Here is a 20,083-nt window from a genome sequence, read left to right on the forward strand (position 1 = left end):
ATAGTGCTTGAGAAGCATACCCTCCTTGGGAACATACGCCTCATGACATTCTTTAAATCTGCGGAACAGGCGTCGAAAGTTCAGTTTTACCAGGTCTGCATGCTCTTCGCCGCGGTTGTCCTCGTCGGCTCGAATGCTTTCGTTCTCAGCCCCATCCTGACCGAGGTCGGACGGGGGCTGGAAACCGAGCCGTATCGCATCGCATGGGCCATTTCGGCTTTCGGCGGGGCGACGGCCCTTTCGTCGTTCTTCCTCTCGCCGGTCATCGACCGCATGCCGCCAAGATGGACGCTGGGCGGAGCGGCAGGGCTTCTCGCGCTCGCACAGTTGCTGAGCAGCGTCAGCCAAAGCTGGGTCTGGCTCTGCCTTTCGCAGGCCGGTGCGGGAGTTGCCGTCGGAGTTCTCCTTCCGGGAACCTACGCGACCACCGCAGCGACGGCGCCACCCGGGCGCGATGCGGCGCGGCTGGGCATCGTCCTGACCGGCTGGGCGCTGTCCCTGGTTCTGGCGGTGCCAGCGGCAGCCTTCATCGCCGCGCATGCCGGATGGCGGACGGTCTATATCCTCTTGGCCACGATGTCCGCCTGCGTGTCCTGCGGCCTTTTCTTCGCCATGCGTGGCGAGGAGATCGAAGCTGGAGAGAGATCCTCGCCCGGGCGGGCGCTCGGCTTGCCTGGAGTCGCGTTTCTGCTCTTGATCATCTTCGCCTACATGACGGCGTTCTACGGCACCTTCGCTTTCTTCGGGGAGGGGGTACGCCAAGCCTTCGATTTGTCGGCTCAGGGCAGCGGTCTGTTCGTTCTAGCCTACGGACTCGGGTTCGGGTCCGCCGGGATCGGCCTTGGAGCCGTCTCACCACGCATATCGCGCCGGTATCTGCTCTCGGTGCTCGTTGCGATCGCGGGCGTATATGCCCTCTGGCGCTTTGCCTTGTCCATGCCACCGATCGCGTTCGTGACAGCGGTGGCGTGGGGCTTTTTAAACCAGCTTGGGCTCAATGCTCTCGTGGTTTCACTCAACCGCCAGGCTCAATCCGCGCGGGGCGCGGTCATGGGCCTCAACAGCGGCGTCACCTATTCCGCAGTCTTCATTGGCCCCGTTCTCATGGGATATGTCTACACGAAATCCGGCTTTCCGGCCGTCGTGACGTTTGCGGCGATCATTGTCGCAGCGGCGGCGGCTGCCACGGTCCTCGCAGAATATGTAGAGAACAGCCGGTCAAAAGCTCAGGGTCAAAAATCAGAAAAGTCGTAGCGGCTTGATTGATCGCAGCTTTCCAAAACAGTCGGGTGAAACGGGTCCTCCGTTTCACATGGGTGGGCCGGCCTCTGAAACGTCTACAGGTGCGGGTATCCCCCAGGTCATGCGCAGCGGGATGGCACCGTTTGGGGGTCACGTGACAGCACTCTGCCCCGGCTTCTTCCGCACCGACCGGGAAGGGCGATCCATGGTGCGGACCGAACACTCCTTCGGCGACTACGACAGTCTGCTCGATCCGCCGGGCGCGGCAGGAAATGCGTGGCGGCCAGCTCGGCGGCCCGGGCATGCTGGCCTAAGCGGTTCTCGGCCCCGTCCTGTCGGACACTCCCCCGCCGCAGCTTCTGCTCGGCAGCGACGCTCTGGATCTGGTCCGGGACCGGCTTCATGCGATGCCGCATCTCGGCCCGCTGCACCAGCCATTCGCCGCGATTGTATGAACGCGACTTCCCTTAACTCGCAGTATGCGGGACGAATTGGACATCTATGGAGCTGGCGCTTCGGGGGTCGACCGCGACATTCACTTCGGCACGCGGCATCCTGATGCAGGGCCGGGAGGCCGCCGCTGTTCCCCTCGCCCACGACACGACCCACCGATGCAGGCTCAAGACAGAGCTGTCATCGCCTGGCTCATCGATGATCGTCGATCGCTACTCGCCCGGCGGTCCTCTTGCCCAGGGTGATCGCCACCTCGTTCAGCTCTCGTCCTATTTCGGACGAATTCTCGTCGCCCAGGTTCGCGACCGTGGTCATCACGCAGGCGATCTCGCCCTGCGCATCGAAAACCGGCACCGCCTGCCCCGCGACATGCGGCAGAAGGTGCGCCTTGAGTTCAAGCCACCCCGAGGCCCGCACCTCGGCCAGCCGGTCCGGCGTCGGCGGCGCGCCCCGGAAGGTTTCGGGCTGCGTCGCGCGCGCCGAGGCGACGCGATCCTGCGGCAGGTAGGCCTGGAAGATCACGCCGCAGGCGGTGTTGTCGAGGGGCAGCACGTCCCCCAGCCCAAGGGAACTGATCGAGAAGACCGCACTGCGATACCAGCGGACCAGCGTCGGCCCGCGCTCTGTCCAGATGGCGACCCCGGCGCTTGCGGCCGTGCGCGCGGCGAAATCCTTCATCGCATCGGCAGCAAGCTCCACCGGGTCGAGCCGTCCCAGCGCCGCCACACCGACCCCAAGCGCCAGCGGGCCGAGGTCGTAGTGCCCGCTGGCGGGGTCCTGGACCGCCAGTTCCTCGCGCACGAGGCTCTGGAGATAGCGGTGCGCCATAGAGCCCGAGGTCCCTGCCCGCTTGGCGATGACGCCCAGCGGCAAGGGGCCGGACGCATTGGCAAGGACACGCAGGAAGGTCGCGGCGGTGGAAACCGACTGGATCGTACCGGACTTCCGATGGCCGCCGGCATCGGTTCCGCTGTCTGAGGTCAGGCTATCCTGCATCGGTTGTCCTTTCGGCCCCGTCGGTGTCGGAAAAGGCAATTCGCGCCGACGTTCGCCGGACAGTAGTCTCGGCACCCCGCACGATCAACGCACGGCACCGGGGAGGATAACCCGAGTAATTTAGTGCGATTTATATTGCAGTGCAGTATGTATCATGCAATGTGAAATGAAAGGCACCGCCAGCCAACGCGACCGATCGATCCTCGCGACCGTCCGCTCTGCCCCAAGCCAGTCCGCCGAAAACTCAAATATGGGGACAGAGATGAAGACGAGGACCATGTTGCTTGGCGGCATCGCGCAGGCTGTGCTGCTGATCCCGGCCGCGCAGCCCGCCCTGGCCCAGGAGCTTGCCTACACCCTGGGAACGATCGTCCTGACCGGCGAGAGGGATGCGCGCACGATCAGTAACACCGCGAGTTCGGTGGTGGTGAAAACCGGCGATGACGTTCCCGCCCAGCAGGGCGACATCAGCGAGACGCTCGAGACGGTGCCGAACGTTCTGGAGGTCGGAAGCGGTGTCGCTCCGACAATCCGCGGGATCGAATCCCAGGGCGCGCAGGAGGGCGCCGTGGCATTCTTCGCGGGCACAACACCGCGCGCCACGGTGAACGTCGACGGGCACTACCAGAGCTTCTACGAGTACGTGAACGGCGGAACCGGGCTCTGGGATGTCGACACGGTCGAGGTCTACCTCGGTCCCCAGACCACCAAGCAGGGCGCCAACTCGATCGCCGGTGCGATGATCGTCAACACGAAGGACCCGAGCTTCGAACCCACGTTCTCGGGCCAGCTCCTGGGGGGCAGCTACAACATGCGCCGCGCCTCGGTCGCGCTGAGCGGCCCGGTGTCCGAAGACATCGCGCTGCGGTTCTCGGCGGACTATTTCGCCCGCGACAACTACGTTGATGCCGACGGCGCCCCAACCGATGGCGGCGCGTCCGACCGAAATTACGAAACCCAGACCTACCGGACCAAGCTGCTCTGGATGCCCGCCGCCCTGCCCGGCTTCGAGGCGAAACTGACCTACGCCCACGTGGATTCGAACCAGCCCACTGGCGAGAATGTCCCGTTCCCCTATGACGGCGACCTCGAGACGGACAGCTACGGGCCCACGTGGCACGTGATCTCGGACAGCTTCATCGCAGATGTCAGCCATGATTTCGCAAACGGGATCGTCCTGTCGAACCAGCTCAGCTACGGGACATCCGACTCCGACCGGGTGCTCGAGGACTACGAGGACGGCACCGCGCACGTGGAAACAGAAAACTGGAGCAACGAGCTTCGCGTCAACTTCGGGGACGAGCTGGACACCGTGAGCGGGGTCGCGGGGCTGTTCTATTCCCACACCGACCAGGACGACGATATCTATCTCGTCTTCAACGGCAATGGCGGTGACAGCACCTTCGACAACGAGAAGAAAAGCCTCGGCATCTATGGCGAGGCCACCTGGCGTCCCACCGATCGCCTGTCACTGACCGGCGGTCTGCGGTTGCAACGCGACGAGATCAGCCGCGACGGGCTTTATCGCAGCTACCTTTTCGGGACCGACAACCGGGTCGCCTAAGACGAGGAATTCGAGGAACTCCTGCCCAACGTCGGGCTGGCCTACGATCTGTCGGAGGGCACGACGCTCGGGGCGTCCATCGCCAAGGGGACAACCCCGGCGGCAGCGGGCTGAACTTCGTCACCAGCGAAAACTACGAGTACGACGAGGAAACGGTCTGGACCTACGAGACCTACCTGCGCTCCTCGCTGATGGACGACCGCCTGTTCGTCACGGCGAACCTGTTCTACAGCGACTACCGCGACCAGCAGGTGTCCTACAGCCGCACCACCTACAATGCGGACCGGGCCGAAACCTACGGGCTGGAGTTCGGCGCGGACTACCAGGCCACCGATAGCCTGCGGCTGAATGCGGGTGTTGGCCTGCTGCACACCGAGATCGTGGACTTCGACGCGCAGCCCGGACTGGAGGGCAACGAGCTCGACCGGGCGCCGCACGGGACTTTCACCCTGGGTGCAAGCTGGGACGTGACCGACGCCCTGACCCTCGCGGGGAACGTGCGGCACGTGACGGGCTACTACTCGGACGTCGCCAACACCGGCGACTGGAAGGTCGCCCCCTACACGGTGACCAACATCTCGGCGAGCTACGATATCGGGGACCGCTACGAGCTTTACGGCTACGCCGACAATCTCTTCGACGAGAACGAGGTGACCTGGGTGCGTGGCGTGACGGGCAACTCCAGCGCCCGCGTGACCGATCCCCGGATGATCGGCGCCGGGCTGCGGGTGCAGTTCTAAGCCTCACCCTGCCTCGAGAACAGGAAACGGCCCCTCGCGAGGGGCCGTTTTCGTTTGTCCTGTCCTGCCGAGCGTGGACTAGTCCGCGGCCCAGTCCCGGATGGCATCAAGCGCATGTTCGGCGCTGGCGATCGACGGCACCCAGGCGCGCGGAGTACCGGGCGCCAGAACAAACGAGAAGAGGATCGCCAGCAAGGCCCCCTGCGACAGCCCCAGAAGCCCCGGGTCGGCGATCGGGTTGCGGGTGAGCGATTGCAGGATCGCTCCGGACACCGCGATGGCCGCCCCGGCCAATAGCCCCATCAACGCCCGTGGAAGACGCAAGCCCAGAACGGCATAGCGCTGGGTGTCGTCCAGAGGACCACCGAAGAGATCGGACAGATGCACGGGCGTGGTTCCGACCATGAGTGACCCGGTGACGGCGAGCACCGCCACGCCAAGCAGGGTCAGCCCGGCGACAAGATCCACGCGGCGCATCTCGAGACCCGCGAGATGCAGCAGGACATATCCGTCTAGTCTGCGCATCGGCCCCGCACCTCGACGCGCAGGTAAACCCGATAGACCAGAACGCCGAAGCAGACCCCGCCGACAAGCTCCAGCAGCACGCTGGTGTGCAGGGTGAACGGCATGAAGGCCCGCCGCACCAGAACATCCGAGAGCAGCAGGAGGGCCGCGCCCACCATGGCCGAGACCGGCAGCAGCCGTCCGAGATGCGCGCCGGTGTAGGGGCGCACGAGATGCGGCACCACCAGCCCGACGAAGCCCACCGGCCCGCAGATCGCCGTGGCGGAACTCGCGCCCAGAACCACGGCCGAGAGCGCGAGACGCATCACCGGACGGGTGGCAACACCCATCGTCTCGGTCCTTTCCCGCCCCAGGCCGATCAACGTCAGTGGACGTGCCAGCGCCATCAGAACCACCATGGAGGCAAGACCGAACGGCCAGAACAGGGCCAACCGGTCCGCATGGTAGTTATTGATGTTGCCCGCGAGCCATCTCAGGTACTCGGCCCGGCGTTCAGGATCGGCAAGCAGCAGCGCCCCGCGAGCCACGCCAGAAGTATCCCGGTCAGCGCGCCCGACAGGATCAGTGGCAGACCGCGCGGATCGGGCCCAAGCCCGGTCAGGCGTGCGACGGCAAGCGTGAGCGCGAAGCCCGCGAAGCCCCCGGCTAGCGCACCGAAGCCTTGCATCGGCAGCGAGGCCTCGAAGACGACGACCGAAAGCAACATCCCCAGCATGGCGCCCGCGCTGACACCAAGCGTCGAGGGCGAGGCAAGCGGATTGCCGGTGACGCCCTGCATCACGGCGCCCCCTGCGGCCAGCACCGCCCCCACGTAGATCGCGATCAGGGCGCGTGGCAGCCTCTGGCTGAGCACCACGTAGTGGTCGAGGCTGTCGGGATCGAACGCCATCAGCGCGCGCAGCACCTCGGACAGCGGAATGGCGCTGGCGCCGATCCCCAGATTGCCCACCGCAGCGACAAGCAGCAGGAGCAGGGCCGCGCCGCTCACCCTCGCGTATCTCACGGCAGGTCCACCATGCGTGCGCCACGCGGCAGGCAGACAATGCGGCCCGCGATCTTCCGCATCCGCGTCTCGATCCCGAACCCTTCCGCGACGCGCGGGGCATCAAGCACCTCGCGCGCCGGACCCTGGGCCAGCACGCGTCCTTCCTTCAGCAGGACCACGTCATCGGCATAGGCAAGTGCCAGGTTGAGATCGTGCAGCACCATGACCAGCGTCTTGCCATGGTCGGTCACGAGGCTTCGGACAAGGTCGAGCACCGCGTATTGGTAGCGCAGGTCGAGATGGTTCACCGGCTCGTCCATCAGCAGGAGCGGCGTATCCTGCGCCAGCACCATCGCGATGAAGGCCCTTTGCCGCTGACCGCCCGAGAGCTGGCTCACGCGCTGTCTTTCGGCCCCCTCCAGGCCGACGGTTTGCAGGGCATGACGGAAGGTTTCGCGATCGGCCCCGGAGACGGCGCCGAAGAGACCCGTCCGGCCAAAGCCGGCAAGCTCCACCAGTTCCCCGACGGTCATGTGATCGGGGCAGACATTCGCCTGCGGCAGGTAGGACATGCGTCGTGCAAGGTCGCGCCGCCGCATCCCCGCCACCGGCCTGTCGTCGAGCAGCACCCCACCCGTTTCCGGCGCGACGATACCCATGAGGCAGCGCAGCAGTGTCGACTTTCCGCTGCCGTTGGCCCCCACGAGCGCAGTGAAACGGCCCGCCGCGAACCGGGCGGAGACGTCGCTCAGGATCAGGGCACGCCCGAGCCTGCAGGAGAGAGAGTCGGTTCTGAGCAAGGGCCGCACCGGCGCGCACTGCAGAGGTTGCGACATGGCCCCCGCCCACAGCCCCCTTCACATCGGCATGACGCTTGCCCCGACCTGGCTATCCGGCGACGCATGGCGCCGTCCGGACAGCCAGGTCGAACGGCTCTCGGATCCGGCGTTCTTCATCGAACTCGCCCAGCGGGCCGAGGCCGCGCATCTCGATTTCGTCTTCCGCCCCGACAGCCTCGGCGCGCCGCCGCCGGGCATGGCGCGGCGCCCCGGTGGCAGCGGCTCCGATCCCACCCTGCTCATGACTCTGCTTGCCGGGCATACCTCTCGCATCGGGCTGCTCACCACCGCGTCGACAACCTTCTTCCCGCCCTACATCCTCGCGCGGATGCTGATGACGCTGCACTGGCTGTCGAACGGCCGCGCCGGCTGGAACATCGTGACCAGCCTCGATGGCCAGCGCAACTTCGGCCTTGAGCGGATGCCCGGCGCCGCCGAACGCTACGAACAAGCCGCCGAGGCCGTCCAGGTGATCCGCGCGCTGTGGGAGACCTGTCCGAAGGCCTCTGCCGAGGTCGACCGCTCGGCCGGGCTTTACGAAAGCGCCATCATCCCGGCGCCCATCGACCACCAAGGGCACCACTACAGTGTCGAGGGGCCTCTCGGGGCCATGGGCCATCCCGCCCGCCTGCCCCTCTTCCAGGCTGGTGCATCGGACATCGGCAGGGACTTCGCGGCCGGCATCGCCGACGGCACCTTCGCCGCCTGCCCCGACAAGCGCACGGCCATCGACCTGCGCGCCGACCTGCGCCGCCGCGCCGTGCAACAGGGACGCCCCGCGGATGCGGTCCGGGTGCTGCCGGGCCTGAGCCTGTTCCTCGCCGAAACCGAGGCAGAGGCCCGGGACCTCTACCGCGACACCCACGCCGGCACGACGCGGGCGCAGAAGCTCGCCAAGCTCAAGGCGATGATCGGCGCGGACTTCTCGGACCGCCAGGGCGCCTCGCGCATCACGGCCGCCGATCTGCCGCCGCTTGGCCCCGACCTCAGGTCGCGCACGCATGCCGAACTGCTGTACCGCAAGCTCGCGCAGTCGGAACCGACCCTGAACGAGCTTCTGGACGCGCCCGAGGTAATGGGATCGGCACACTGGCAGGTCATCGGCACCCCGGGACATGCCATGGATGCCATCCGCGACTGGGCCGACGCCGGGGCGATGGACGGCTTCATCCTCTTTCCCGGCGGTTCGGTCCCATGCCTCGACCTCGCCCTCTCCACCATACCCGCCGCACTGGCCGAGGACGGCCGGTTTCGGCGGGGTTACCAAGCAGACTGTTTCGCGGACCATCTCGGCGTGCGGGAGCCCGATCCATCTTGACGGACGTGAACCGGCCATTCCTGCATCGCGCAGCATTGTCCAACCGATCAATGACGCAGCGCCGGGCTTTCCGGTCGTTCGCTGCGTGCGCTCGATGCCTGCCGCGAATGGAAATTTGACAGGGTGACAGGGTGACAGGGTGGACTTTCGCCGCACGGCTTGTCCCGCTTCGAGTTCTGACCAAGCGGATGCTCAGCGACCTATCCGGCGATCAGTCGAACATCGAGTTGGGTATCCAGGTCGCGATCCCTGGCACGGCAACGATCAGCAGAAGCGTCACGATCATCGCGGCGAGGAACGGCATCACGCCGCGGAAGATCGCGGTCAAAGGCACATCCGGCCCGGCGACGCTTCGGACGACGAACACGTTCAGGCCGATCGGTGGCGTGATCATTCCCATCTCGATCACGATGACGGCCACGACGCCGAACCAGATCGGGTCGAACCCCTGGGCGAGGATGGTGGGAAGCACGATCGGCACCGTGACGACGAGCATCGACAGCCCGTCCATGAACATGCCGAGGACGACGTAGCCCAGCACGATCAGGAGAAGCGTTCCGTAGGGGCCGAGCCCCGCCGCCGCGAGCCCGTCGCCCAGCGCCGAAGGGATCTGCGTCACGGCGAGGAACGGGTTCAGAACGCTCGCGCCCATAACGATGAAGTAGAGCATGGCGGAAGTAGACAGGGTCTCGGCGATCGCATCCCGAAAGCCGCACCATGTCAGCCGCCGGCGCGCGACCGCGAGAAGGATGACGAGGGCCGCGCCCACGGCCGACGCCTCGACCGGGGTGAAGACGCCGAGATAGATGCCCCCGATCGACAGCAGGATGACCGCGACGAGCGGCAGTGCCTCGAAGAGGGCAGAAAGTCGCGTCGGCCAGTCGGGCGGGTCGCCCATGGGGGCGGCCTCGGGCTTCAGCCACGCGACGATCCAGATCGCCGCCATGAAAAGCCCCATCATGAGGATGCCGGGAAGGACGCCGGCCATGAACAGTCGCCCGATCGACTGCTCGGCCAGGATCGCGTAGAGGACGAAGCCGGTCGACGGCGGGATCAGGAAGCCGAGCGTACCGCCGGCGGCAATCGCCCCGGTCGACAGCGACGTGGCGTATCCCAGCCGCCTCATCTCGGGCAGGGCCACCTTGCCGAGCGTCACCGCCGTCGCCACGGACGAGCCCGAGACTGCGGCGAAGAGCGCGCAGCCCAGGACAGAAGCCGATGCCAGCCCGCCCCGGAGCTGCACGATCCACGCAAAGGCCGCGTTGTAGAGCCCGCGGCTGAAGCCTGCCGCCGAAGCGATGTTGCCGAGCAGGATGAACATCGGCACGACGATCAAGCTGTAGTTCGAGATCGTCGAATAGCTCTCCGTCAGAAGGACGCCCCCGGCGCTGCGCAGCCCCTCGAGCGCCCAGTAGCCGAAGAACCCGACGACGAGCATGGCGAAGGCCACGGGTGTACGGAGCGCGAGCAGCACGAAAAGCGCCGCTATGCCGACGAGGCCCGACGCTTCGGGCGTCATTCGACCTTACCTCGACGCGGAAGCGCAAGAAGTTCGAGCGCGTAGATCAACGCCGAGACCCCGGCGCCAAGTGCGAGCGCCGCGTGGAACGGCCAGAGCGGGAGCGCGAGCATGTTCGTCGCATCGCCCCATTCGGCAGCGTCGAGCGCTTTCAGGGCCGCCCGGTACGAAAGGACGACGAGGACGACGATCGACACCAGCCGCGCCAGCGCGTCCCCGGCAAGCCGGCCCCATCTACCGAGCAGCCGGTCGAAGACATCGACGTTCACGTGGTCGCCACGCGCCGTGCAATAGGGCAGCGCCATCGTCACCAGGATCACCGCCGCGGACTGCACGATCTCGTTGACGCCCAGGATCGGCGACTGGAAACCGTAGCGCATGATGACGCCGGCGGCGACGACGCCCACAATGGCTATGAGACAGGCGCCACCGATCCACGCCAGAGCGGTCGAGGCACCTGAAACGACGCGCTCGCTTCTCCGCAGGAGGTGACCCCCATTCATTTCGGGCGGACCCGGGCCCAACGGAGGGCGCATGCGCCGCCCGAGGAGTCCTGCCCCCTCGCCAGTGGCAGATTGCGACCGTTCCGCCTCATCCGGCTGACGCCACGGCCGCGTCCCGCCGCGGCGCAGTCGCGACCGGGCGGTCTTGGCGCGACAGGCAGCCGTCGAAGAACCGCGCGAGCGCGGCGTGGTCGCCGAACGACGACACCAGCGCCACATGCTGATCCGACCGGACGACAACAAGCGCGCCCTGCACCCGGTCGATGCCGCGCCGGTCGAAGATGTCAGGCTCATCGCCGGGGAGGGAGCAGAAGACCTTTTCATGATCGACCAGCCCCAGCCGCCCCTTCCGGGGTCTCAGCAGCTCGGGCAGCGACGGCAGATCAATCGCAGTGTGCGGCACCTGAAGAATGGCGCGAAGGTCGATGACCGCGTCGATGTCGGCCCCCTTCGGCGTGTGGCGCAGAATGGGTGAGGACGGATCGCGAGAGAGAAAGTCGCACAGGTGCGAGAGCGCGGATCCCGTTGCAGTCGGGTCGCCTTCCGGCGCGAATGCGAAGAGCCGCCAGCGCAGATCCGCCTTGACCACGTGGCCAAGCTCGACCCGCTTCGCGTCGGCAAGCCTGAGAACGGGCGCGGAGTGAAACCGCGCGCCAAGCTCGAACCCGGCGGCCGCGTCCTGTGACGAGGCCTCTCCGATCAATGCGGAGGGCGCATAGGTCACCGACATGCCCGCCGTGTTGCGGCCATGCTCGATGAAGTATCGCTGGAATTTCGGCGCCTCGCCCGGCGTTCCCGATGCGGGCTTGGGGCGTTCGGACATGATCTGCGCCCATTCCCGGTCAAACGCGATGAGGTCCTGGGCGATCGACTGACGCTCGGCCGAGTAGGACGGCAGGATTTCGGGTGGCGACAGTCCTTTCAGCACCGACGCGAGCTTCCAACCCAGATTGAAGGCGTCGCCCATGGAAACATTCATCCCCTGCCCGGCCTTCGGGCTGTGGGTGTGGCAGGCGTCGCCCGCGATGAAGACCCGTGGCAAGCGATTGCCGTCACCCTCGGGCACGTCGTCGAACTTGTCGGTCAGGCGCTGGCCGATCTCGTAGACGGACCACCACGCGGTCTCCTTCACTTCGAAGGAATAGGGCGCAAGGATACGCTGCGCCGCCGCGATCAGGCGGTCGAGCGTGATGTTGCGCCCCGCCACACGCTCACCGGGATCAAGCTGGTCGAGTTCGATGTAGAAGCGGGCAAGATAGCCCCCCTCACGCGGAATGATGACGATGCTGCCCTCGTTCGCGGATTGAATCAGCGACTTGCGGCGTATGTCGGGAAAGTCCGTCTCTACGAGGACGTCCATGACCCCCCACGCCTGGTTCGCGGAATCGCCGCGCAGCTCGCGCCCGATCGCGCGACGGACCGAACTGCGCGCCCCGTCGCAGCCGACGACGTAGCGCGCGCGGACGTCGCGCCGTTCGCCCGCGCGGGCGGGGTCCGTATGCTCGAGGATCACGGTGACGGGATGATCGTCGGCCTCCGTATCGACCGTGAGGTCCACCACTTTCAGGCCGTAGTCGGGGGTCAGGCGGGAGGGCGAATTGCGCATGACGCCCAGGAACATGTCGTGCACGCGCGCTTGGTTGAGAATGACGTGGGGCATCTCGGAGAGCCCTTCCTCGACGTCCCAGATCCGGCTGTTGCGAAGGATCTGGTCGGGATTTTTCGGGTCCGGCGTCCAGAAGGTGGTCTCGTTCACCCAATAGCTCTGTTTCAGGACCTTTTCCGCAAAGCCGAAGGCCTCGAACATCTCCATCGAACGGCAGGAGATGCCGTCGGCCTGCCCCTTTTCCAATGGGCCCTCAAGCCGTTCGACGATGCGCGTCGTGATCTCGGGGAATGCCGAGAGCTGTGCCGCGAGTGTCAGGCCGGCCGGCCCGCATCCGACGATCAGGACGTCGAGCGTCTCCGGTAGAGGGCCCTGCCGGTCGCGGCCCGGGGCGGCGTCGCAGACCTCGGGATCGCCCGGACGAAACCCGTTCAGATGGTACTGCATCGGACAGTCTCCCCTCCCAAACCGATAAGTTGACTTATCATATGCGACCAATCGCCGGTCGTCAACGCCTTCGGCACATCGTAAGTCTGGATCACCACGCCGCAACTTGCGGAAAAGGCCAAAGCAAATTGGATCGATCCAGATGAGCGATCACTCGAAACTTCCCGGGCATCTGATCCGGCGGATGCATCAGTTCTCTACGAAGGTGTTCCTAACTCGCGTTCGCGAGGCGGGCTACGATCTCACCCCGGTGCAGTTCGCCGCGCTTGAGGCGCTTCGCCGGGAAGGCGACCTCGATCAGGCGAGGCTGGCCGACGCAATCGCGAAGGACCGGGCGACGACCGGGGCAGTGGTGGATCGACTTGCCCAGAAGCGGCTTATCGGGCGGTCCGCCGATCCGAACGACCGGCGCTCTCGGATAGTGTCGCTGACGCCCGAAGGCGAAACGGTGATCGCCGCCATGACGCCGGTGGTCGAGGCGCTTCAGAAAGAGGTTCTGTCCGGTCTCGACGCGACCGAATACCGGACCTTCATCGCTCTCGCCTCCAAGGTCATCGCTGCGAGCGTCTCCCGAAACGACACCTGAGGTCCGGCAGGGCGCTTCCCTGCCGGACCCCGGGGTGTCAGTCGGCGGACAGCGCCTCGACGAAGTCGGTCGCGTTCAGTCCTGCGGCGTCGGCTTCTTCGATCACAGCCGCGACCACTGGTGCAGCGGCTGCGTTGAAGCGTTCGGCCTCTTCCGGCGAAAGCGTGATAACCTCCTTGCCGTCGGTATTCGCGAAGTCATCGAGAGCGGACTGCCCGACCCTCATCCAGACGTCGTGCCCGTTCCGGGCCGCCTCCCGCCCGGCATCCTCAAGCACCTGCTGTTCCGCGACCGAGAGCCGATCGTAGCTGTCGCGGTTCATCACGAGGAAGAAGCTCGAGATCGTCGAATCCATGCCTTGGGTGACGTAGTTCGTCACTTCCGACAGCTTGAACCCCGTAAGCGAGGTCGCGTCGGTCATCGCGCCGTCAATGACCCCGGTCTGCATCGCGTTGTAGATCTCAGGCACCGGCATCGAGACGGGGGAACCGCCCCAGGCCTCGACCACCCGCCCCGCGTTTCGGGACGGGACACGGATCTTGAGCCCGTCGAGGTCGTCAAGCGAGCGCACCGGTTCGTTCGCCATGAGAAGAAGGTTCGGCCCGATGTTCCAGAGCGCGAGGAGTTTTACCCGTCGGTACTCGTCCGACAACATGTCGAGATTGGCGAGAATCCGATCCGTTCCCATTTCGGGGTCGATGACGCCCGGAAGCTCCGTCAGAAGCGTCTTGGGAAAATTCGACGCCGTATAGCCCGGCAGCCCGAAGACGATGTCGGCCACGCCGTCGACTGCACGAGCATATTGCTCGGCCGGGCCCGGGCCGAGTTCGCCCCCCATGTAGAGCTGGATCGTCAGTGCGCCGTCCGTCTCCTCCTCCACCGTGGAAAGCAGGGGCCCGTACATCGGGTCGACGGTGAAGTAGGTCGGCGGCGAGAAATCGGCGAGCTTCAGCTCTTTGGCTACAGACGACGACGCCGCAAATCCCAACGTCGCAACGATGGCCGCGCCTAGTACGCTCTTTCTCATTCAGTTGTCTCCTCCCAGCAGTCGCACCCCAACCAGATGCATGCCTTACCCGCCGAAGATGCGGGCAACAGGCCAACAAGTAAGTCGGCTTATCGTATGGCTAGAGAAAGCGTTGGTCAAATGATAGAGATCGGACCTCAGCGCCGCTGATGCGGATCCTTGTGCCTTTCCCTCCCGGTACTTTCTTGTTTGACACGGGGGAGCAGCCGCGGGCGGTGGCGACAAATGCGTTTCATGCGATAGCATGCCCAACTGTCTTGTGCGCCGGAGATGTCTCCGCAGTGTCAAACACTCGGGCCACGCACACTCAGACTTGACCGCTCAATCAGGTTACCACTGACGAGAACGGCTTCGCCTCGCTCCGGCCCTCGATGCGGGAAAGCAGCAGGCGGGTAGCCTCGGCGCCCTGTCCCGCTCCGTCGTGATTGTACGAGGCCAAGTCGATCTGCGGCAGGGCGGCCGTCGTGCTGTCGTCGAACCCGACCACCGCGATCTAGGACGGGATGCGCCACGCGTTGGCACGACCCTTCCTTTCAGGCACGTCCGTTCTTCTGGTTCGGGATGATCGGAACAGCCAGCCGTTCGGTGACGGCCGCATGGCACCGGCGCGTATCGTGGGCACCGTCTGTGTTCGCCGGGGCTCACCTGAGCCGATCTGCTCGTCCCCGGAGATCTGGCCAAGCAGCTCGGGCAGGATCGGGCTGTCGCCATCGCCACTTGAAGTGACCTCGACCGCACGGATGTCCGATGTCGCCGTATCCATGGCGAGATGCACCTTGCGCCATTGCCGGCGGCCCTGGATGCCGTTGCTATCCACGAGCAGGCTGAGCGGGCCATCGGAGCGACCACAGGGGATCTGACCCGCCAAGGTCTTTTGCCTGCGGCACAGGGTACCGAAGTCGGGCACTGCCCAGTCCAGCCCCGCCAGCCGGATCAGGCTGGTCTCCATCCCGGCGGTCTGTCGCGTCGCCATTGTCGCCCGGACCGATGGCGCGACATGGCACCCAGCTTGAACAGAACCGTGACCGACGGACAAACTTGGATGGCGACCTCCGAGAAGACGGGGGACGGCCGGGTCGCCCTTCCTGCGGCGCCAGCCAGGCCATTTCTTGGTCGACCCATATCAACATCGAGCCACGCCGGCGCAGCGCCGCGTTGTAGCTGGACCAGTTCGTCGCGCGGTAGGGGGCTTGCTCATGCGGCACGTCTAACCGACTGGATTCGCGCTGTGACTCTCACCCAGTCGGATTTCTGCAACAACGCCCTGCAAGGGTGCCATGCGTCACGGACATCTTGCATCGCGCGGCAAAACCGTTAGCTGGAAACTTATTAGCTAGCTTACGGTTTGGGCGCCATGACACAGTCGAACAAGGAACTTCTCGCATCGGTCTTCGGGCTGGTCCGCGGCATCCGCAAGCAATTCGATGCGCGCGCCTCGGCTATGGACATGACATATGCCCGTGCCCAGGCGCTAACGCATATCGCCGCGAACGAGGGCCTGACGCAGGTCGAACTGGCCGCGATCCTCGACATACGCACCCCCACCATGAACCGCACGCTGGACCATCTGGAGGCCGCCAAGCTGATCGAGCGGCGGACAACGCGGGAAGACAAGCGCGTGCGCCAGTTGTTCCTGACGCCACAGGCGCACCGTCAGGCCGATCGGATTGTCAGCTTCACCCATGAACTGCGCGAAGAAGCCTATCGCGGCATCCCGCCCGAAGAGGTCGAGCAGGCGCTGGCCACGCTCCGCCGCATTCAGGCCAATCTCGACGCGATGGAGGGGTGATGGCCGACGACACTCCCCAGCAGCCCGGCCCGGCCGCCCCGGCGGCCTTCGTGCCGAAGCCTCCATATCTGGCGGTCGCCTACATGGTCGCCTCGGCGTTCATCGCGCTCACGCAGTCGCTCGGACAGGGTTTCCTGCAGGCGAACCTCACGACGCTTGGCGGCGAGTTCGGCGCCTCGCAAAGCGAGACGGCATGGCTGATGGTCGCCTTCATGTCGCCGCGCGCCTGGCTTCCCATCATGCTTATCAAGATCCGGACGCAGTTCGGCCTGCGCCGCTTCGCCGAGGTCTCGACCCTCATCTATGTCGCGGTCGCCGTCCTGAACCTGTTCGCGACGGATATGCGCTCGGCGCTGATGGCCGAGACGCTGTCGGGGATCTCGGCCGCGTCGCTTTCGACGCTGGCGTTCCTCTACATGCTGGAGCCCTTCCCGCCTGAGAAGAAACTGACCATCGGCTTGCCCCTCGCGCTGACATTCATCTCTCTCGGCGCACCGCTGGGGAAGGCGCTGACGCCGCTGATCCTGACAAATGCAAGCTGGATCAACATTCTTGCACTGAAACTCGGCATGGCGCTCCTTTGCCTGCCGTTCGTGTACCTTCTGCCTCTTGCGAACACCCCGAAGATGAAGGTCATCAAGACGCTCGACATGGTCGATTTCGCGCTTCTCGCCGCGGCGTTCGGTGGGCTCATCGCCTGCTTCACCACCGGGCCCATCTATTGGTGGTTCGAGGCGCCGTGGCTTGGGCAGATCCTGGCGGGCAGCATTGCCCTTCTGGCTTTGGTGCTGGTCATCGAGTTGCATCGGAAAGCACCGCTTCTGGATGTGCGCTGGCTGCTATCGCCGTCGATGCTGCACCTGACGGCGGTGCTCGTCATCTTCCGCATCGTGCTTTCCGAGCAGACGGCGGGCGCGCCGGGACTGTTCCGCAGCCTCGGGTTCGCGCCCGCTCAATCGACGCCGGTGTTCTGGGCAATCGCGTTCGGCACGCTCGCCGGCGGGGTAGTCTGCGCGATGATCCTCCGGCCGCAGCGTGTGCCCTACATCCACTGGGGGGCGCTGGCGCTTATTGCCGTCGCGGCCGCGCTGGACTCGCATGCGAACGTCACCGTGGCGCCGCGCGACATGATCATCAGCCAGAGCCTGATCGGCTTTGCCTCTTCCCTGTTTCTCGCCTCGGCCATGGCCTCGGGGCTGCTTTCGGCGCTCATGAAGGGGCCGCAATACCTCTTAAGCTTCATCACGATCTTCCTGTCGAGCCAGATTCTGGGCGGGACAATCGGGGCGGGCCTGTTCCGCACGCTCGTTTCCGTTCGCGTCTCGCCCATGGGCAGGCCATCCGCGACCATCTGGCGGCGGGCGATCCGCTTGTGTCCGAACGGATTGCGCAAACGGCCCGGGGCCTCTCGGTGTCGATGACCGACGCTGGACAGGCAAAGGCCCAGGCCGTCGTCCGGCTGGGCGCCGAGGTGTCCCGGCAGGCCACCGTCGCCGCCTACAACGACGCCTTCACGGCCATTTCCCTTCTTGCGCTCGCCGCCCTCGCGGTGCTGAGCGCCCACCTCCTCCTGACCCACCTGCAGGCCCGGATGTCCGCCCCGACGGGCGCGCCGGCCTCTGAATGAGAGCGACCCGACCATGCGCGTTCTGAAGCACAATATCCCGACACTCCTTGTCCTTCTGGCCGGCATCCTCGGCACCCTGCTGATGCTCTGGTCATGGCAGCTGCCGCCATTCGGCCTGGCCGAGATCCGCACCTCGAACGCCTACGTCCGCGGCAAGGTCACCACCATCTCGGCGCAGGCCACCGGCGAGGTCGTCGAGGTTCTGGTCTCGGACTTCGCCACCGTTTCCGAAGGCGACGTGCTCGTGCGGATCGACGACCGAAGCGCCCGGCAGGCGCTTGCGCAGGCCGGTGCGCGGCTGGATGCCGCCAAGGCGGCGCTGGAAACCAATGCGCAGGCCATCCGTTCGGCCCAGGCGACGCTCGGTTCCCGCAAGGCCGCGGCGCAGGCTGCCGAGGCGGCTCTCGAAACCGCACGTTCGAACACGGATCGACAGCACCAGTTGCAGGAACGGGGTATCGTGTCGGACAGGGAAACCGATGACGCCGATCTCGCACTCCGCCGCGCCGAAGCGGCGCTGACCGAGGCGACCAGCAATGTCGATGTCGCCGAGGAGTCCGTCGCCACGGCCCGTGTCGCCGAGCGGTCGCTGAGAGCGGAGATCGCCGGCGCCGAAGCCGCCGTGAACCTGGCCCGGATCGACCTAGAGCACCGGACGGTCCGTGCCCCGGCCGACGGCAGGCTGGGTCAGATCGACGTGCGCCGGGGGCAGTTCGTCACCGCCGGGTCCTCGCTGGTGTCGCTGGTTCCGCCCGAGGTCTGGGTCATCGCCAACGTCAAGGAAACCGAGCTTGCCGATCTCGTCGAGGGCCAGGAAGCGCGGTTCACCGTAGATGCCATGCGCGACCGGTCCTTCACGGGCCGCGTCTCGGTCCTCTCCCCCGCGACGGCCTCGGAATTCAGCGTATTGGGCAATTCCGCGGCCACCGGCAGCTTCACCAAGATCGCGCAGCGCCTGCCCGTCCGGATCGAGATCGACGCAGGGCAACCGGGCGCCGAGCGGCTCACCCCGGGTATGTCGGTGGTTCTGCATGCCTCCCGGACGGGATCGGACGAGTAGCCGGCTCTCTTGACTGGCCGGGCGTCGCGAACCCGGTTCCCCCCAGCGGATCATATCGACAGCCTCCGGCGGCAATGGACAGCGGTTCGCCCCGATATTGATACGGCGCCAATGGGCGTGGTTGGGCCGATCATCGCTTGGACCTTCTGTTCGGCGATCCGATCGTGACACTCATGGCTGAGCATGGGCTCGAGCGGTGCAAGTTCGACGTTCCGGCGGCCTTCCGACGTGCGGGTGGCTCGAACGAGTTGTTACCGGCGCAACTCTACCGGACCGATCATGGCGACGGTCCGAGGACAATGGCGAGTGCGGTCTTAAGACCGACCATGTAAAGCGGTTGAAGGAGAACGAGCGGCCGTCGTCTTGGCCGGCCGCCATCGGGTGGTCCGGTTTCAGTCTTAGTGCGTGACATGTTTCGGCGCCAAGGTAGATGCCTGCGGCGGGGCTGATCGCGGAACTCGAAACGGTGCCCAGTGAACGGCCTCCAGCGCTGGTGGTCGATAGCCCAGGGACGGCTGAGGCCGCGCCGTCTTGTACTGGACCCGCCACGCCTCGCCGAAGCACGCGAGGAGCGCGACCCGAGCAGGCAGCTCTCCGCAGGGCGATAGCACAGGAGCAGAAGACGATCGGCGGTGCCCTGCGTGCCATACGAGACGACATTGCAACCAAGAGCGTCTATGCGATGCTGGGGGCGGCCGGTGAGAAGAAGGAAGCGCCGGAAGCGGAGTTTGCTGCCGTCGAGGCTCCTGCCCTCGAATTCCCGGAGGATCTTGCGACGCTCTATCGCGCCCAGGTGGTTGCTCTGGCAGACACGCTCTCGGACCCGAAGATGGTCCATCGCGCCTCCGAGATCCTCGGCGGGCTGATCGACCGCATTGTCATCCGGCACGAAGCGACGGCCGGGCATTCGGCCGAGATCCGAGGCAAGCCCCCATGATTGTTGGGCTTACGGACGCGAAAAACCCCGCATCCTCCCCAGATACGGCGTCTGTGCCAAAGTTGGTTGCGGGAGCAGGCAACCGCCGCTTCCTACCTGGCCTTGCCTGCGACGTATGAATCCTCTTTGTGCGCCCGCCGACACGTCGCGGTGACTGCCGGCGGGTCAGGTCGCGGTGTGCAGGGTCCTGGCGGCCAGTGTCATGGCGGCCGGTATGGTGGCGCCCAGTGTGTTGGCGGCCAGTCTCCTGGGGGCCAACGCCTTGGTGGGTCACGTTCCGGCGGGTTGGATCCGGTCCGGTCATGTCTCTCCTCCCGTGA

17 protein-coding genes and 2 pseudogenes are annotated in these 20,083 nt (G+C 65.8%); 10 read left to right on the plus strand and 9 right to left on the minus strand.

The annotated features are described in order from the left end of the window. The first annotated feature begins 42 nt into the window (after window positions 1–42). A complete protein-coding gene (locus tag EKE94_RS13965) occupies window positions 43–1,254 on the plus strand; it encodes an MFS transporter (protein WP_127907226.1) in 1,212 nt (403 codons plus the stop codon). A gap of 633 nt (window positions 1,255–1,887) precedes the next feature. On the opposite strand, the gene EKE94_RS13975 is transcribed toward EKE94_RS13965, so the two are convergent. Beyond that, window positions 1,888–2,691, minus strand: coding sequence for an IclR family transcriptional regulator (locus EKE94_RS13975; RefSeq protein ID WP_127907227.1), 804 nt, complete (start codon window positions 2,689–2,691; stop codon window positions 1,888–1,890). 262 nt (window positions 2,692–2,953) lie between these two features. Between EKE94_RS13975 and EKE94_RS19070 the strand changes: the two genes are divergently transcribed. Continuing rightward, the gene (locus EKE94_RS19070; RefSeq protein ID WP_164870945.1) at window positions 2,954–4,255 is read left to right on the plus strand and encodes a TonB-dependent receptor; all 1,302 of its coding nucleotides are present in this window, start codon (window positions 2,954–2,956) and stop codon (window positions 4,253–4,255) included. Window positions 4,256–4,365: 110 nt separating this feature from the next. Then, window positions 4,366–4,995 (plus strand): TonB-dependent receptor domain-containing protein, encoded by a 630-nt coding sequence (locus EKE94_RS19075; protein ID WP_328590499.1) that lies wholly within the window; start codon window positions 4,366–4,368, stop codon window positions 4,993–4,995. 78 nt (window positions 4,996–5,073) lie between these two features. Here the strand turns inward: EKE94_RS19075 and EKE94_RS13990 are convergent, their stop codons facing one another. From EKE94_RS13990 to EKE94_RS14000, 3 genes and pseudogenes are all read right to left on the minus strand, one after another. Next, window positions 5,074–5,520 (minus strand): iron chelate uptake ABC transporter family permease subunit, encoded by a 447-nt coding sequence (locus tag EKE94_RS13990; RefSeq protein ID WP_127907230.1) that lies wholly within the window; start codon window positions 5,518–5,520, stop codon window positions 5,074–5,076. Then, window positions 5,508–6,523: pseudogene (locus EKE94_RS19170) on the minus strand (FecCD family ABC transporter permease). The gene EKE94_RS13990 and the pseudogene EKE94_RS19170 overlap by 13 nt, the downstream one beginning before the upstream one ends. Next, a complete protein-coding gene (locus tag EKE94_RS14000; protein WP_235856031.1) occupies window positions 6,520–7,305 on the minus strand; it encodes an ABC transporter ATP-binding protein in 786 nt (261 codons plus the stop codon). The pseudogene EKE94_RS19170 and the gene EKE94_RS14000 overlap by 4 nt, the downstream one beginning before the upstream one ends. 34 nt (window positions 7,306–7,339) lie before the next feature. On the opposite strand from EKE94_RS14000, the gene EKE94_RS14005 reads away from it, so the two are divergent. Further along, window positions 7,340–8,662, plus strand: coding sequence for an NtaA/DmoA family FMN-dependent monooxygenase (locus EKE94_RS14005; RefSeq protein ID WP_127907233.1), 1,323 nt, complete (start codon window positions 7,340–7,342; stop codon window positions 8,660–8,662). A 211-nt stretch (window positions 8,663–8,873) separates the two neighbouring features. On the opposite strand, the gene EKE94_RS14010 is transcribed toward EKE94_RS14005, so the two are convergent. From EKE94_RS14010 to EKE94_RS14020, 3 genes are read right to left on the minus strand one after another with little or no spacing between them, the layout of a single operon-like run. Continuing rightward, a complete protein-coding gene (locus tag EKE94_RS14010; RefSeq protein WP_127907234.1) occupies window positions 8,874–10,181 on the minus strand; it encodes a TRAP transporter large permease in 1,308 nt (435 codons plus the stop codon). Then, on the minus strand, window positions 10,178–10,717 hold the full coding sequence (locus EKE94_RS14015; RefSeq protein WP_328590498.1) for a TRAP transporter small permease: 540 nt from the start codon (window positions 10,715–10,717) through the stop codon (window positions 10,178–10,180). Before EKE94_RS14015 ends, EKE94_RS14010 begins: the two co-directional genes overlap by 4 nt. 55 nt (window positions 10,718–10,772) lie before the next feature. After that, window positions 10,773–12,737 (minus strand): FAD-binding monooxygenase, encoded by a 1,965-nt coding sequence (locus EKE94_RS14020; protein WP_127907236.1) that lies wholly within the window; start codon window positions 12,735–12,737, stop codon window positions 10,773–10,775. 142 nt (window positions 12,738–12,879) lie between these two features. On the opposite strand from EKE94_RS14020, the gene EKE94_RS14025 reads away from it, so the two are divergent. Next, window positions 12,880–13,323, plus strand: coding sequence for a MarR family winged helix-turn-helix transcriptional regulator (locus EKE94_RS14025; protein WP_127907237.1), 444 nt, complete (start codon window positions 12,880–12,882; stop codon window positions 13,321–13,323). A gap of 37 nt (window positions 13,324–13,360) precedes the next feature. Here the strand turns inward: EKE94_RS14025 and EKE94_RS14030 are convergent, their stop codons facing one another. Further along, window positions 13,361–14,350 (minus strand): TRAP transporter substrate-binding protein, encoded by a 990-nt coding sequence (locus tag EKE94_RS14030; protein ID WP_127907238.1) that lies wholly within the window; start codon window positions 14,348–14,350, stop codon window positions 13,361–13,363. Window positions 14,351–14,889: 539 nt separating this feature from the next. After that, window positions 14,890–15,555: pseudogene (locus tag EKE94_RS14035) on the minus strand (IS5 family transposase); the annotation flags it as partial. A 149-nt stretch (window positions 15,556–15,704) separates the two neighbouring features. On the opposite strand from EKE94_RS14035, the gene EKE94_RS14040 reads away from it, so the two are divergent. From EKE94_RS14040 to EKE94_RS14060, 5 genes are all read left to right on the plus strand, one after another. Further along, entirely contained in the window at window positions 15,705–16,139 is a 435-nt protein-coding gene (locus tag EKE94_RS14040) for a MarR family winged helix-turn-helix transcriptional regulator (protein WP_127907239.1), read from the plus strand. Beyond that, complete coding sequence (locus EKE94_RS14045; RefSeq protein WP_127907240.1) at window positions 16,139–17,560, plus strand: MFS transporter; 1,422 nt, start codon at window positions 16,139–16,141, stop codon at window positions 17,558–17,560. The genes EKE94_RS14040 and EKE94_RS14045 overlap by 1 nt, the downstream gene beginning before the upstream one ends. Next, on the plus strand, window positions 17,551–17,766 hold the full coding sequence (locus tag EKE94_RS14050) for a hypothetical protein (protein WP_127907241.1): 216 nt from the start codon (window positions 17,551–17,553) through the stop codon (window positions 17,764–17,766). Before EKE94_RS14045 ends, EKE94_RS14050 begins: the two co-directional genes overlap by 10 nt. Window positions 17,767–17,779: 13 nt before the next feature. Continuing rightward, entirely contained in the window at window positions 17,780–18,826 is a 1,047-nt protein-coding gene (locus EKE94_RS14055; protein ID WP_127907242.1) for an HlyD family secretion protein, read from the plus strand. 682 nt (window positions 18,827–19,508) lie between these two features. Further along, window positions 19,509–19,763, plus strand: a complete 255-nt coding sequence (locus EKE94_RS14060) for a hypothetical protein (protein WP_127907243.1) — start codon at window positions 19,509–19,511, stop codon at window positions 19,761–19,763. Window positions 19,764–20,083 lie beyond the last annotated feature (320 nt).

Origin of the sequence: Mesobaculum littorinae, from assembly GCF_004011175.1 — a bacterium.
Lineage (GTDB): Bacteria > Pseudomonadota > Alphaproteobacteria > Rhodobacterales > Rhodobacteraceae > Tranquillimonas > Tranquillimonas littorinae.

What these genes read in the sequence shown, in the direction of transcription:
- EKE94_RS14040 (WP_127907239.1), top strand. Translation starts at nt 15,705, where the DNA reads ATGACACAGTCGAACAAGGAACTTCTCGCATCGGTCTTCGGGCTGGTC.
- EKE94_RS14060 (WP_127907243.1), top strand. Translation starts at nt 19,509, where the DNA reads ATGCTGGGGGCGGCCGGTGAGAAGAAGGAAGCGCCGGAAGCGGAGTTT.
- EKE94_RS14025 (WP_127907237.1), top strand. Translation starts at nt 12,880, where the DNA reads ATGAGCGATCACTCGAAACTTCCCGGGCATCTGATCCGGCGGATGCAT.
- EKE94_RS14020 (WP_127907236.1), bottom strand. Translation starts at nt 12,737, where the DNA reads ATGCAGTACCATCTGAACGGGTTTCGTCCGGGCGATCCCGAGGTCTGC.
- EKE94_RS13965 (WP_127907226.1), top strand. Translation starts at nt 43, where the DNA reads ATGACATTCTTTAAATCTGCGGAACAGGCGTCGAAAGTTCAGTTTTAC.
- EKE94_RS14005 (WP_127907233.1), top strand. Translation starts at nt 7,340, where the DNA reads ATGGCCCCCGCCCACAGCCCCCTTCACATCGGCATGACGCTTGCCCCG.
- EKE94_RS13975 (WP_127907227.1), bottom strand. Translation starts at nt 2,691, where the DNA reads ATGCAGGATAGCCTGACCTCAGACAGCGGAACCGATGCCGGCGGCCAT.
- EKE94_RS13990 (WP_127907230.1), bottom strand. Translation starts at nt 5,520, where the DNA reads ATGCGCAGACTAGACGGATATGTCCTGCTGCATCTCGCGGGTCTCGAG.
- EKE94_RS14015 (WP_328590498.1), bottom strand. Translation starts at nt 10,717, where the DNA reads ATGCGCCCTCCGTTGGGCCCGGGTCCGCCCGAAATGAATGGGGGTCAC.
- EKE94_RS14030 (WP_127907238.1), bottom strand. Translation starts at nt 14,350, where the DNA reads ATGAGAAAGAGCGTACTAGGCGCGGCCATCGTTGCGACGTTGGGATTT.
- EKE94_RS19070 (WP_164870945.1), top strand. Translation starts at nt 2,954, where the DNA reads ATGAAGACGAGGACCATGTTGCTTGGCGGCATCGCGCAGGCTGTGCTG.
- EKE94_RS14010 (WP_127907234.1), bottom strand. Translation starts at nt 10,181, where the DNA reads ATGACGCCCGAAGCGTCGGGCCTCGTCGGCATAGCGGCGCTTTTCGTG.
- EKE94_RS14045 (WP_127907240.1), top strand. Translation starts at nt 16,139, where the DNA reads ATGGCCGACGACACTCCCCAGCAGCCCGGCCCGGCCGCCCCGGCGGCC.
- EKE94_RS14055 (WP_127907242.1), top strand. Translation starts at nt 17,780, where the DNA reads ATGCGCGTTCTGAAGCACAATATCCCGACACTCCTTGTCCTTCTGGCC.